At 55.7% G+C, this 13,422-nt stretch carries 10 protein-coding genes; 8 read left to right on the top strand and 2 right to left on the bottom strand.

Annotated features, from left to right (window positions below):
• The first annotated feature begins 12 nt into the window (after nt 1-12).
• From AAF465_10465 to AAF465_10455, 3 genes are all read left to right on the top strand, one after another.
• On the top strand, nt 13-1,218 hold the full coding sequence (locus tag AAF465_10465; protein MEM7083147.1) for a putative peptide maturation dehydrogenase: 1,206 nt from the start codon (nt 13-15) through the stop codon (nt 1,216-1,218).
• A 202-nt stretch (nt 1,219-1,420) separates the two neighbouring features.
• The gene (locus AAF465_10460; protein MEM7083146.1) at nt 1,421-2,050 is read left to right on the top strand and encodes a GNAT family N-acetyltransferase; all 630 of its coding nucleotides are present in this window, start codon (nt 1,421-1,423) and stop codon (nt 2,048-2,050) included.
• A complete protein-coding gene (locus AAF465_10455) occupies nt 2,047-2,919 on the top strand; it encodes an iron-containing redox enzyme family protein (protein MEM7083145.1) in 873 nt (290 codons plus the stop codon). The genes AAF465_10460 and AAF465_10455 overlap by 4 nt, the downstream gene beginning before the upstream one ends.
• Here AAF465_10455 and AAF465_10450 read toward each other — a convergent pair.
• The gene (locus tag AAF465_10450) at nt 2,916-3,965 is read right to left on the bottom strand and encodes a dockerin type I domain-containing protein (protein ID MEM7083144.1); all 1,050 of its coding nucleotides are present in this window, start codon (nt 3,963-3,965) and stop codon (nt 2,916-2,918) included. The genes AAF465_10455 and AAF465_10450 overlap by 4 nt on opposite strands.
• 174 nt (nt 3,966-4,139) lie before the next feature.
• Between AAF465_10450 and AAF465_10445 the strand changes: the two genes are divergently transcribed.
• The 5 genes from AAF465_10445 (at nt 4,140) to AAF465_10425 (ending at nt 11,825) form a co-directional block, all read left to right on the top strand.
• Complete coding sequence (locus tag AAF465_10445) at nt 4,140-6,290, top strand: TonB-dependent receptor (protein MEM7083143.1); 2,151 nt, start codon at nt 4,140-4,142, stop codon at nt 6,288-6,290.
• A 17-nt stretch (nt 6,291-6,307) separates the two neighbouring features.
• Nucleotides 6,308-7,600: a hypothetical protein gene (locus AAF465_10440; GenBank protein MEM7083142.1), complete on the top strand. Its 1,293-nt coding sequence runs from the start codon at nt 6,308-6,310 to the stop codon at nt 7,598-7,600.
• A 205-nt stretch (nt 7,601-7,805) separates the two neighbouring features.
• Entirely contained in the window at nt 7,806-9,491 is a 1,686-nt protein-coding gene (locus AAF465_10435; GenBank protein MEM7083141.1) for an aconitase X, read from the top strand.
• A gap of 103 nt (nt 9,492-9,594) precedes the next feature.
• Nucleotides 9,595-10,773 (top strand): alpha/beta fold hydrolase, encoded by a 1,179-nt coding sequence (locus tag AAF465_10430; GenBank protein ID MEM7083140.1) that lies wholly within the window; start codon nt 9,595-9,597, stop codon nt 10,771-10,773.
• A gap of 23 nt (nt 10,774-10,796) precedes the next feature.
• Nucleotides 10,797-11,825: a 2-dehydropantoate 2-reductase gene (locus AAF465_10425; protein ID MEM7083139.1), complete on the top strand. Its 1,029-nt coding sequence runs from the start codon at nt 10,797-10,799 to the stop codon at nt 11,823-11,825.
• A gap of 260 nt (nt 11,826-12,085) precedes the next feature.
• Here the strand turns inward: AAF465_10425 and AAF465_10420 are convergent, their stop codons facing one another.
• A complete protein-coding gene (locus AAF465_10420; protein MEM7083138.1) occupies nt 12,086-13,108 on the bottom strand; it encodes a ThuA domain-containing protein in 1,023 nt (340 codons plus the stop codon).
• Nucleotides 13,109-13,422: the final 314 nt, after the last annotated feature.

The raw sequence follows: 13,422 nt of genomic DNA, 5'->3' as shown, positions 1-13,422 counted from the left end.
AGATTTTCTGTCGTGTCTAAACTGCGACGAGCGCAGGATGTTCGTGTTCGCATCGGGCAGCGGCTCGCGGTGAGTATGGCGAACATAATCGCCGCGCGCTATGAAAAAACGCCAGCCGTCGATATCGCTATTTCGAGCGTGGTGTGCGGCGACGAGGTGGCGTGTTCGCTGCCCGTCGTCGCGGTCGTGCACGATCTCCCGTCCGGCGAGTGGGTGGATGAGTTGTCCGTGCGCGAGTGGTTGGGCGTGAATGTGGGTCAGCTCGATGCGCTCAAACAGGCCGGTGTGCTCATTAGTGATGATGCCGACCCATGGCTCACGCTGCTTCGACAGCGGGACAACGCGCTGACTCGCTCGGGTTGGAATACGCGAGCACTTCACAACTATGCTGCATCCCGATGGCAAGGCGTTACGCAGCCGGTACGCGAGACCGATGACAAGCCGGCACGCAGTGCCAATACGCGCGCAGCGTTTAAACGCCAAGCCCAAGCGCATGGCGCCGCGCCTGCGGCCTTTCATTCGCGTGATGGCATCGGGTCTCAAATCTCCTTGGCGCCACCTTCTCCGTCCAGTGCGCTAACGGAACTATTGGCGCGTCGGGAAACGGTGCGCTTATTTGATGAGTCCACGCCGCTTACGCAGGCACATCTTTCCAGTGTCTTGCGCTATATGGCGGGCGTTCAAGGTGAGATGGACGCGGGCGGTGGCTTTACACTGCTGAAAAAATTCAATCCATCCGGAGGTGCATTGCATGCGCTTGAGGTGTATCCGTTCGTGCTTAATGTCGAGGCACTCGACTGCGGATTTTATCATTACCGTGCGAGCGATCACTCGCTAACCCCTCTGACGCGGCTCGATCGCGATAACGCCAAACAGATCGCGATTGACTATTTGGCGGGCCAAACTTGGTACGGTTCGGCACACTGCCTGTTTTTTATCACCGCCCGGTTTGATCGCAGCTTTTGGAAATATCGGCAGCACGATAAGGCGTTACACAGCCTGTTTGTTGACGCCGGCCATATCAGCCAAACACTCTACCTGTTAAGCACAGAGCTCGGACTGGGGTCTTTCGTTTCGCTTGCGATGAACGATAAAGACCTTGAGCACGCCCTCGATCTTGATTTTACCCAAGAGGGCCTGATCGCGGCGTGTGGGGTGGGCGTTCGGAAAGCGTCGTCGGATGACGATAGCTATACCTTTCACTATACGCCACGTTGATAGCCCAAGCGCGACGTTCTCGTTAGTCCGCTTTCCTGGCCGCTGTAGGTCGTTGCAATTACGCCGCGCCACTGGCTTTACCCCCTGAGATCCTTGGCATCGCGAGCAATCGTTCGTTTTGGCATACAGATTGTTCGTGCGCTGAGAGAAAACCCGATCGTTGATCACTTTGATAGTAGTTGATTAACGCAAGGAGCAAGGCATGAGTACGGAAGAGCAAATACGGATCGTGATCGGGCAGCCCGGTGCCGATCTTTCGCCAGTTAAGCGGTTTTGGTACGACGTATACGTGACTGAGATGGGTCGCCACGTTGAGTCGGCGAATCACGAACGTCGAGAATTAGACGATCCGCGTGCAGCGTCTGGGATTCTGATCGTGGCGCAAGCGGATGATCGAGTGGTCGGTACGCTGATCTGCACAGCGTCGACCTCGGGAAACCTGGGGGAGTATGAGTCGTTTTATGAAATGAGTGCGCTGGGGGCGATACATCCGACGTCGACGGCGATCGTGACAAAACTCATGGTGACGCCGGAGTACCGACACACCTCGCTAAGTGTGCGAATTGCCTGCGAACTGTATCGCCTCGCGGTGCCGATGGGATTGCATCACGCCATTATCGATTGCAACGATCATTTGTTGCCGATGTTCCAGCGACTTGGGTTTACCCAGTGGCGGGAACCGGCGCAGCATCCAGACTATGGCCGGGTCAATATTCTAAAACTCGATTGTTTGGATATGGCTCACCTTGAGCGCGTGCAGTCACCGTTGGTGCCCATCGCTCGCCGGACCATTCCTAAACTATTATCCACTCAACAAGGAGCCTATGCATGAGCGCATTTGACGAGATTAAAACGTGTTTCGATCGCGCCCTGGCGCGTTTCGAGAAGCGCCGACCTATTCGCACTTTACTGAACGGGGACGCCACGGCCGCGCAGTATTGCGCGATATTGCGCGAGATTTATTTTCACACGCGTGAAAACCCACAAATTCAGGCGTTGGCGACCGTGCGCTTTCGCGGCGATCAGCGCCAGAACGTGAAACGGTTCTTTCAGCACGCCACGGCGGAAATCGGTCACGATCAACTGGCGCTCAATGACCTTCAGGCAATGGGGCAGGATGTATCGATGTTGCCTTCGCTTAATCCGGCACCGGCCACCGCAGGGCTCACGGCTTATGGGTTCTACACCAGTTGGCACTTGAATCCGGTGGCGTATCTTGGCTATCTGTTTTTTCTTGAGTTCATGCCTACTAGCAGTGGTGAGCGCTACGCCAAAGAGTTGGCCAAAGCGGGCGTTCCGCAGGAGGCGATGTCGTTCTTACTTGAGCATGCCCATGTGGATGTGGCCCACAATCGGCTGATGATGCAGTACATTAATTCACTCGTTTGGCGTGAGGAAGACATCCAGTCCGTGAAATACGCCATTCGCGCAACGGGCGATTTATACGCCGCTATGCTCGATCAGGCGATGTTTGACGAGGGGGGCAGTGAGGGCTGGGGGTGCTGCGCCGGACGAATACTGTTTTCTTCGAAGCGCCTAGGGCGCTCACTGGTGGTTATCCGGCGGGTGGCGAATGGCGCGGATGATTGCGCTGATGATCAGCACACGATCGGAGGCATAAAAAAACCGTCTCGCATTGACGCGAGACGGTTTTCGCTTTTCTTGCGCGCGCAATCGGCTCTTATTCACTCAATAATTTAATTGCACACAGCCGTTAAGGCGCTAGGCCCTGGTTCCGTCAAAAACAGCGTGGAAAAGAAGCTGATGTCCAGGAAGTTAACGCTACCGTCACCATTGAGATCGTAAAGCGCATTGGTGGATAAAAACGCGTTCGACAGCGCGGCGAAGTCAACAAAGTTGGTGGCGCAGTCGTTGTTAAAGTCGGCGTCGCAGGCATTGCCATAGCCATCGCTATCGGCGTCTAGCTGCGAGGCGTTGGCCGTGAGCGTGCAGTTGTCGCTTCCGTCATCGGCGCCGTCCCCATCGCTGTCGGGCAGCGCTATGCCCTCGATCGTGCCACTACGATTAAAAACCATTCGTGAATCGGAGATTAATCCCAACGGTGTGGTTAGATCCTGTGTTTGGTCAAGATCGAAGACGAGTTGATTGCCCGCAATCCGGAAGGAACCCGATTCGGTGAAAGGAGGCGTAATCTCGAATTGGTCGGCGAAGAAAACAGACACAACAATATCGCCGAGCAAGTCGATACTCACTAGTTGTCCACCCTCAAACGTCAGTCCTGAGCCGGTCACGTTGGCAACGCTGAGGCGATAAGACCAACCGAATTCATTATTCGGATTGCGAGGCCCGAAGATGGGACTCACGTCGGTGCCGTCCAGTTCAAACGTAAGATCGCTGGGACCCACGATACTCTGACCTGTGGCGCTTACCAGCGCGTCATCGTACGACATGAGGCCGAAATCGAAAAAACCAAAGTCCGCGTCGGTAATGGTTTTGTTCTCGACGGTGAAAATGGCTTCTTCGGCATACACCGATGCCTCTGACAGCGGTTCAGCAACCAGCATGACATACAGGCCCGAATTGGCATCGAAATAATACGGATAGTCGAATTGTTTGCTGCCGGGCTGATCGGTGTTAGGCTCCACCACTTCGTTGTTGAGCTCGGATAGCGAAATAAACCCTGTGCCGTCGGTGCCGCTCAGTGCGACATCGCCAGCAGCGGCACTGAGGCCAAGCGCTAGCGCGGCGGCGCTCAGCAAGCGTTTAAGAAATGTGTTGATCGTCATTGGATGCTCTCTCCCTAATTGCGGCTGACGCATTAACCGCCCGCCATTCTAGCGATTAGTATTAGGGTCGCGGGGGCAATTTAACCGCGCATGAGGCGGTTTGGGCGCAGCTTGAAAATCGATACCGATCGAATGATAATGATTCTCATTCTCAAGTCAATAAGGCGCTTCCTCATGTTTACCTTTAAACATGAACACGCAGCAATGGCCGACCCTCTCCCGCACCAAGTACTCAGAGCGAATCGCTCGAGAGGCGTTGCGTTTGCGTGTGTCTTCGCCGTTTCGTTCGCGGCATCAGCCCAGCGCGATGATGGCACGGATTCATCGCGAGATGGCGACCCGGTGTTAGAGGAAGTAGTGGTCTATGGCGAAAAGGACACGCGTTCGCTTCAAGATACGCTGTCGAGTGTCGGTGTCGTGTCGGCCAAGGATATTGAAGACACCGGCGTGCTCGATTTTAAAGAAGCGTTTCGGTTGGTTGCCAACGTGCGGGACGGCAGCGGATTGGAAAACGGGTTTGTAATCCGTGGTATCAATTCCGAGGGAATCGGCTTGTCGAATGGCGGCACGCCATTGGCGTCTCTGTATATCGATGGTGCCGTACAAACGCCTTCGGGCTCACGCCGAGGCGCGCGCGGCTTGTGGGATATTGAGCAAATTGAGGTGCTCCGAGGCCCTCAGTCCACGTTGTCCGGTCGTAATTCGCTCGCCGGGGCGATTCAGATTGTGTCAAAAGACCCAACCTATGATCATGAAGGAGCGTTACGCGTAAGTACCGATGATCAGAATTTTCGCGAGTGGGCGATCGTTCAGTCTGGGCCCATTCTTCAGGATCAATTTGCGGCGCGGCTGTCTCATCAGTCGGTGGAAAACGACACACTCATTGACTTTCAAAATCTGGACCTCGACCAGCAACCAAATAAAGGGGAGTACCAACAAACTCGCCTGAAACTGTTGTTGGAGCCGCGGCTTCTCCCGAAGTTTGCGGCACGCTATACCGGGGCGTTGTCGACCGACGAACCCGGCGCGCCCACGGTGACCAGCGCTGGCGGGTTTGACTTTGAAGATCGAGTTAATCGCGGTAATTTCGAGTTTCGTGAGACCGAAGTGCAAAATCATACGTTGCAATTGACGTATGAGATCAACGACAAATTGAAACTAACGTCCCAGTCCACTATTTCAGACGACGAGACGGATCGCGCCTTTTTTGTATTTGTCCCGTCCAGTGGCCGTGTTGAACAGCGCACAGATGGGCAAATTGAGTTTTCCAATATCGCTCATGAGCTGCGGCTTAATTATGAGCAGCCTGGCGGCCGAACTCGCGGCGTTCTTGGTGCCTTTATTTTCGAACAAGATCTTCTAAACAGCACGACCGCCCAGTTTATCTCCGGGCAGTCCACCTTGTTTGGCGCGGATATCGTTGAGAAGAATCGCGCCATTTTCGGGCAGTTTGATTGGGCGATCAATGACAAGTGGACGGTCACTGTTGGCGGTCGATACGATGAAGGGGAATTTACAGGCTCATTGTTTAGCGGTGATCCACAAAACCCGATTGAGCGTGAAAACCCCGACAGTGACTACTCGGTGTTTTTGCCAAAATTTGGCGTCCAGTACTACATTACCGAAGACGTTTCCGTTGGGGCAACGTACCAAGAGGGTTTTCGTGCAGGTGGTGCCGGCATTACGCAGAATACGGTGTTTTTTTATGATCCTGAGTCGACCCGTTCGTATGAGCTCGCCTTGCGTTCAATGTGGCTTGATAGCCGCCTGAGATTGAATGCCAATGCGTTTTTCACCGACTGGGTTGATCAGCAGATTACGGTGCAGGTCAGCGAGTTCCCGGGCGATGAGATCACCGAGAACTTGGGCGGTAGTGAGATGGCGGGCGCTGAATTTGAACTGCAGTTTGCGTTTACCCCGGAGCTCACTTTGGCCGTGTCGGCCGGCTTGTTGCGAACCCGCATAACGCGCGCAAGATCGAGCAATCAGGCGATCGGCGAGTCAGCAGGTGACTCATTTTCCGAAGCCCCAGAGCGCACGGCGTCGTTCAATCTGAATTATCGTCACCCAAACGGATTTTTCTTTTCAGTTGATAGCGAATCGACCGAAGAATATTTCAGCCGCATTCCCAATAATCCACTCAACCGAATTGATCGGTACTTTGTTCTCAATGCGCGTGCCGGTTACGAATGGGCGTCGGGTAAGGTCACGCTTCAGGTCGACAATGCATTTGATCGTACGTACCTTTTGGGTGTGGATGAGTTTGGGACGGGCGTGCTGGGACTCCCGCGGACAGTGGGCCTAACGGCCACCTTGTACTGGTGATCGTGATGACCAAAAAGATGACAGCCCTTTTGGTACTCAGCCTGATGTATGGTGGTTTAGCTGTTGTGATTCCCGCTAACGCCGAGCCGGTTGTTAGTTTAGAGATTCAGCCGCGCATCGCACTTGAGCGCACGTCATTACCCAATGGCGCGCCCACTCAGCATACGTTTACGTTCACCCTAAGTGAACCGTTGGCGGCGGGTGAAACCGTCAGTGTCGACTTGCGTTCCAACATACGGCAAGCGATTAACCAATATGACCTGTTTACGATCAGTGTTGATGGCATGTTGTTTCCTACGGATGCCCAATTTGGCGGTGACTTCACCGTTATTCGCTATACGCTTACTGATCAACACGCGACATTACAACTCAACGGATTCGCCGATGAAGTGGATGACGACGGTACCGGTGGTGGCGGCACGTCAAACCCAGATTGTGACGTGAACACAGGCGTGGGGTGTGAGAGTCCGCCTGAGCTTATCTTCTCAATGGAAAACTGTCAGGGCTGCATGATCGATCCCGATACGTCTGAAGTAGAGACGTTCTTTTACGACGACCCGTTTGATTTACCCCGTGATGTCACGCTGTACGCGGCACGAAGTGATTTGATCGAAGAGTCGGGCAATGAATTGGTGCTCGAACTGCACGTGTTCGCGCCTGTGCCACCGCAAGGCGCGACCGCCACGATCTTAACAGACTCGGCGTTCGGCATTAGCGAGTTTGACTTAGCGTCAGCCAGTGGAGACAACCTCTCTATGCTGACCCCTCTGCCGGACGAAGATGGCTTCACGGTGACGCTCCAACCGAAGCCCAATCCGTTCGGGGGGTCGTACTTCATCACGCTGCCGGTGTTTGACGATTTTATCGACGAGGGCTGTGAGCGCATCGCCTTTTCGCTCGGTGCCGTGCCCGGGTATGTCATACGTCCAAGCGAAGTCGAGGATAACCTGGTCACCGTTCGAGACAACGCCGCACAGCCGCGCGAAAACTGCCGATCAACGAATCCTGACCCCGATCCCGATCCCGATCCCGATCCTGATCCTGATCCTGATCCTGATCCAGACCCAGACCCAGACCCAGACCCAGACCCAGACCCAGACCCGGACCCGGACCCGGACCCTGATCCGGACCCCGATCCTGATCCCGATCCCGATCCGACACCAGATCCCGACCCGATTGTGGATGACCCGCCGGCGGCCCCGCCTGAGAATTTCAGCTCTGAAGCCAGCGGTATCGGTGCCGTGACCTTACCCGCGCTGCTTGCACTGATCGCGCTGGCTGTCGCTCGAATTCGACGACGGAGGTTGTAATTCGAATCCGACTCGGCGTAAGACCTGGCGTTTGTCGGTCGTGGTATTGGACGGGGCGATGAGTGGGTGATCGAGAGACTGACGCGTTGACTCGACCCACGCTGTCGCACGCCTGACAGACGATTGTCCGGTCGCACCACAGGGCTTGTACGCGGCTACTCCGTGCGTTTAGGCTAGGCGAATCGAGTCAACGGGCGGAGTCGATATGTCGGTGTCGAGGGCCGTACTCAGCGGATGCGCCGAGGGCGAATTGTTGGTGTGCGACGAAGGGCTGAGTTTCTGGGGCGGTGTCGATCCCGCCACAAGCCGAATTCAGGACGCTCATCATCCACAACATGATCAACGGCTAGCGGGGCGCATCGTGATGATGCCCGGTGGTCGCGGTTCGTGTGGCGGTGGCGGGGTGCTCATGGAGCTGGCTCTTTCCGGTCAGGCGCCTGCCGCGCTTATCTTTCGCGAACCGGAAACGATCTTAACGCTCGGTGCCGTGATCACCCGGAGTGTGTTCGATACGACAGTGCCCATCATTCGACTTTCTGACGACGATTACGCCGAGCTGTCTATGCACACCCAGTTGACGCTCACAAACGAAGGCATTGAGGCAGGGTCCATGCGGATCAACTTTGCCTCTACCGAACAGCACGACGTGACGCTGTCCGCGTACGATCAGCGACTGCTCGCCGGTCGTGAAGGCGAGGCCGCTCGCCTTGCTATGCAGGTGCTCATTGATATCGCGCGTGTGCAGGGAGCGCCAAAGTTGCGAAACGTGACCGGTGTGCACATCGATGGTTGTATCTACGTCGGACCGGCCTACTTGCGTTTTGCTGAGCGCATGTTGTCGCTGGGTGCAAAAGTGCGCTTACCGACAACACTCAATGCCATTTCGGTTGATCACGTCCATTGGCGTGAACAGGGCGTTGAGCCGGAGTTTGGTCAGGCCGCCAGTCGGCTTGCTGACTGTTACATTGAAATGGGCGCGCAACCGACTTATACCTGCGCGCCCTATTTACTCGATAATGCGCCCAATAAAGGAGACATAGTGGGTTGGGGTGAATCCAACGCAGTCCTGTTTGCCAATTCTGTGCTCGGTGCGCGGACAGCCAAAACACCCGACTTTATGGACCTCTGCATCGCCGTTACCGGTCGAGTGCCCGATACCAGCATGTACCTTAGTGAGAACCGCCAGCCTGGGCGCGTGGTTCAAATCAAACGACCCGAGGGAGCGGATGATTTATTTTGGCCGATGGCGGGTTGGCTGGTTGGCGCCGCGTCGCCCGACCACATTCCGTTTGTGCAGGGGCTGGAGCACTGCCAGCCGACGATGGATGACCTCAAAGCGTTTTGCGCGGCCGTTGGCACGACCTCATCCGCACCGCTGGTGCATATTGCCGGCGTCACGCCGGAGGCGGACAGCTGTGAGGTCGCGAACCTCACTGTGGTGACTGTTTCGCGACGCGACATGCAGCGCGCGTGGCGACAGTTCAACGATATTGAGACGGACATCGATTTGGTGGCCATGGGTAGCCCTCATTTTTCGGCCGACGAGTGTGCGGCGTTTTTGGCGGCCCTTGACGGTCGTCGAGTGCACGAGCGCGTTGATGTCATGATTACCGCCGGTCGCGCGATCATCAATGCGGTACAACAAAATGGTGTGGCTCAACAGCTGAAAGCCGCAGGCGTGCGCATTGTGCCGGATGTGTGTTGGTGCTCCATTACAGAACCTCTGTTTCCGCCTGAGGCCCGTACCGTGCTGACCAATTCAGCTAAGTATGCACACTACGGGCCGGGGCTAAGCGGCAGGGATGTGAGGTTGGCAAGCTTGGCGTCGTGTGCAGAAGCGGCGGTGAGTGGGGTTGCGCCTGAGGCACCCGCGTGGCTAGCAAGCGCCTGAAACCATCGTGTCTCGGTCACAGGTTGCGTGCCACACGGCGACGTCGCCGCGAACTCGATACCACTCTTTTGGGCTGATCAATGATGGATGAGGAGCGCTTGGTGTGCCTGTACTTTTTTGCGCAAGGTTGAATTGTTTATGGGCCGTTGTCGTCCTCACCGCCTGTGGTGACGCTACGGATGCGGTGCCGCGTGGCCCGTATTTTGTGGCGTCAACCAACGTGGAGATTGCCACTGCCTTCGAAGAGGTATCCGACGACGACCTGCATCGGTATCTGCTCGGAATTCCCAAGCAAAATGGACAGCCCCGTTTTCTCACCGATATTTTGAAGCATCCTGAAGCGGCATGGATTACAAACGTACGGGTGCCCGATAATCCAGCCGTCTACGGTCCGGCGAACGATCGTTATGTGCCCGTCGTATCCTACGTCGTTTATCCTTCCACCGAGCCCGCGGCCAGCAACCGCTATTCATTTCCTTACCACAACTCGCGATACGGTGAGTTTGAGCATATGCTGGAGCCGGAAGAGGAGCCGGACATTCAGGGGAGACGGGCCGGCGCAAAATATCCGCTGATTGTGTTGTCTCATGGTTCCGGCGCCCACGGTTTTTACGATGTTGGTCACGCCCATCAATTAGCGAGCCATGGGTATATAGTGGCCGTTATTACCTACGGCGATGATCGTTTCGGGTATGGCGATGAACGTCGGCCGCATCGCGCTTTCTTAAGGCCATTAGTCACCGGTGCGGTGGTGGATTCACTGCTCATGAGCGCCGCGTTCGGCCCCTCTATTGACCCGAATCGCATCGGCATTTCCGGCCATAGTTTCGGTGGTTTCACCGGGCTCGCGATGGCCGGCGGCAAATATCAATCTCACCCGGATTCGTTTGTTGACGATCGCGTTCGGGCGGTTGTCGCCGCGGCGCCCTGGACAGGTAATCGCTACGACGGGCACGATGTTTATGCGTTTGGCGAGAACAATCAGACTCTGCAGAATGTGACTGCGCCGGTGTTAACGGTGTTTGGCACGAACGATCAGGTTACGCCCTCCGCGTTCATCCTTCCGGCCATGACGCAATTGGCCGGTCCGCGGTATGTCGTGGAGCTCGTAGATCAGCCGCATGTGTTCGAAGGCGGGTCGTGGGCGGATCGGGATAATTGGGAGCTGCTGTTTTTCAAGGCGTACTTGAAAGACGACGACGAGGCGCTGCGTGCCCTTCGGCGCGCGGAGAACATGGTGGGGGGTGGCGATGACCGTCAGCTGTTTGAGTATCAAAAATAACGCCGAGTGATTAAGGTGTGCGCGTGGCAATAACTCAGTTACACAATGTGGTTGTATTCGGTGCCGGGTCTATCGGTTGCTATCTAGGCGGTTTGCTTTTGCATGCCGGTTTATCCGTGCAGTTTATCGGTCGAGAACGGGTGCGTGAGACGCTCACTACGCGGGGTTTGACGCTAACGCACTACGCTAATCGTCCGCTGCGTTTAAAGCCGGAACAGCTCCTGGTCTATTTGGATCCACACGGTCTGACCAGTCCGGATATCGTATTGGTCACGGTTAAATCGCAGGACACGGCAGAGGCGGGACGCGCACTGCAGTCATTGGTCGGCCCAGACACACTCGTGATCAGTTTTCAAAATGGCATGGGCAATGCAGAACGGTTGCGCGAGTCGTTGCCCGGCGTTGAGGTATTGAGCGCGATGGTGCCGTTTAACGTCACCAGTACCGGGCCCGGGCAATGGCACTGCGGCACCGAAGGGGAACTGTGCATTGCCCAAAGCCAATCGGGCCGACTGCAAAACCTTCAACAGGCCTTCGTACGCAGTGGGCAAAAATGTGATCTGATCGATGATATCGCCGCGGTTCAATGGGGGAAGCTGCTCGTCAATCTGAACAACGCATTAAACGCTTTGTCGGGCGGCACATTATTCGAGGGACTGATGCAGCGCGACTATCGCCGGGCGTTGGCACTTATGATTGAGGAGGGGCTGGATATTGTTCGGTGCGCGGGTATCGAGCCGCATCGGTTCGGCCGTGCTTCCCCCGATAATATGATTCGCATACTGCGCTTGCCCGATATTGTGTATCGACTCATTATGAACCGTATTTTAAAGATCGATAAGAGCGCGCGCTCATCAATGCTGGACGACCTTGAGATGGGGCGACCATCCGAAGTCGATTATTTGCAAGGACAAATCGTCGAGCTTGCCAGCCAGATCGGTGTCGAGGCGCCGGTCAATCAGCGCGTGCTGGAATTGACGCGGGCGGCGTTCGACGGCAGTGCCTCGCCCCGTTTGTCCGGCCGAGCGCTGTACCAGCAGCTCGCCAAGTGACCGGTCGGGCACGCAGTGGCGACGCACGATTTACGCGCCCTTACGCGTAGAGCGTGCCGTCACGCTGACCGCAGTTGGGGTCTGATACCGTCACCAAGCTCAAGGCCCTTAGCGCCTACGTCCAATCGCTAAACGCCTCGTCACGTGTCCACAGTACGCTTGGTGGACTCGCCGTGTTGAGGGCGACGCTCCAAACTCGTGCCACGACAAGTCCGCTGCTGTGGAAGTGGGGTTTTGTATGTCTCGTCGTAGGCCGAGGCTCACGGACAGGCCGCGAGCGCACTCGGACCCGGTTCGCGCAGATACAGCTGCGTAAACAAAAAGACGTCTGTGAAGTTGACGATCGCATCGCCGTTTAGATCGGTGTCGCCAACAGTTTGAAACTGCGAGGACAGCAGCGAGAAGTCGATAAAATTTGTGCTGCAGTCGTTATTAAAGTCGGCATCACAGGCGTTACCAAAACCATCATCGTCGGAGTCGAGTTGGTCGGCGTTGTCTACCAGCTGGCAGTTGTCTTCTGAATCGATCACGCCATCGCCATCGCCATCGACACCGCCTGCCGCATAGACGAGGCCGCCAACGATGTGCTCGATGAACACGGGGTCGCTATAGCTGGCAACGGTGTGACCCCCACCGGTATACCACGCTCTCCCACCGTCATAGTCATGATACCAAGCGATGGGGTGGTCGCTGCCCATGTTGCCACCGGCGTAGGTGGATTCGTCTAGCGTCAGCAGCACATTGACGCTGCCTCGCGGATTTTGATTGAAGTTGTACCACTCATCGGTGCGTGTCCAAGTGGTCGACAGCATATTGGTCGATGAATGAGTGGCGTCTTCGACCAGCAGGGTAGCTTGCTGCACGGCGGGGTGGCTGTCGAAATAGGCACCGACCAGTCCACCATACCAAGGCCATGAGTATTCGGTGTCGGACGCCGAGTGTATTCCGACATAGCCGCCACCAGACTGTATATAAGCTTCGAACGCGGCTTGCTGTTGGTCGTTGAAGATGTTGCCCGATGTCATCACAAAGGCGACCACAGCATAGTTGGCCAAATTACTCGCATTGATATCGTCCGCATTATCCGAATCCTCCACGATAAAGCCTCTCAATTGTGCCGCGCTGCGAATCGCCGATACGGCAAACGGGATTGAGCCGTGGTAGAAACCTGAAGTTTTGGTTAACAGCAGAATGCGTTGCGCGTCGCCTTGAGCGAGAGTCGGTGTTGAGCCCAGCGTCACAATGACGCTGAATAACCAAGTGAATCGAATGCGACGTGTCATGATCGTACAGTGTTACGTTGTAGTAAACGGGTAGTGAAAACGCTAGCACGAAGAACACCCGCGCTCTGTGTAGAAAATACGCTACAAACGTGAACAATGTTGACGCAGATGGTGTGGCGATCGAGCGGTTGGGCAGGTGTTGTGTCGCTCGAGCGAACGGACAATACGCATGGAAAAATGGATTCTGGCAGTTATGTCTCACGCGTGGTCGGGTTTTGTTAAACGCGCTGTTATATTTAAGTCAAATGACTACCAAGAATGAACGAAATGCGATCATTTTAAAATTCTGTGATTGATTCGACGACCCGCCACGC

The organism is Pseudomonadota bacterium (genome assembly GCA_039028935.1).
Taxonomy (GTDB): domain Bacteria; phylum Pseudomonadota; class Gammaproteobacteria; order Steroidobacterales; family SZUA-146; genus SZUA-146.
Note: the sequence above shows the minus strand (reverse complement) of the source record. Positions and strands in the feature narration are given on the sequence as shown.

Bases quoted from the DNA above. Each gene is read 5' to 3' on its own strand.
- AAF465_10440 (MEM7083142.1), top strand. From the start codon at position 6,308: ATGACAGCCCTTTTGGTACTCAGCCTGATGTATGGTGGTTTAGCTGTT.
- AAF465_10455 (MEM7083145.1), top strand. From the start codon at position 2,047: ATGAGCGCATTTGACGAGATTAAAACGTGTTTCGATCGCGCCCTGGCG.
- AAF465_10445 (MEM7083143.1), top strand. From the start codon at position 4,140: ATGTTTACCTTTAAACATGAACACGCAGCAATGGCCGACCCTCTCCCG.
- AAF465_10450 (MEM7083144.1), bottom strand. From the start codon at position 3,965: ATGACGATCAACACATTTCTTAAACGCTTGCTGAGCGCCGCCGCGCTA.
- AAF465_10435 (MEM7083141.1), top strand. From the start codon at position 7,806: ATGTCGGTGTCGAGGGCCGTACTCAGCGGATGCGCCGAGGGCGAATTG.
- AAF465_10460 (MEM7083146.1), top strand. From the start codon at position 1,421: ATGAGTACGGAAGAGCAAATACGGATCGTGATCGGGCAGCCCGGTGCC.
- AAF465_10420 (MEM7083138.1), bottom strand. From the start codon at position 13,108: ATGACACGTCGCATTCGATTCACTTGGTTATTCAGCGTCATTGTGACG.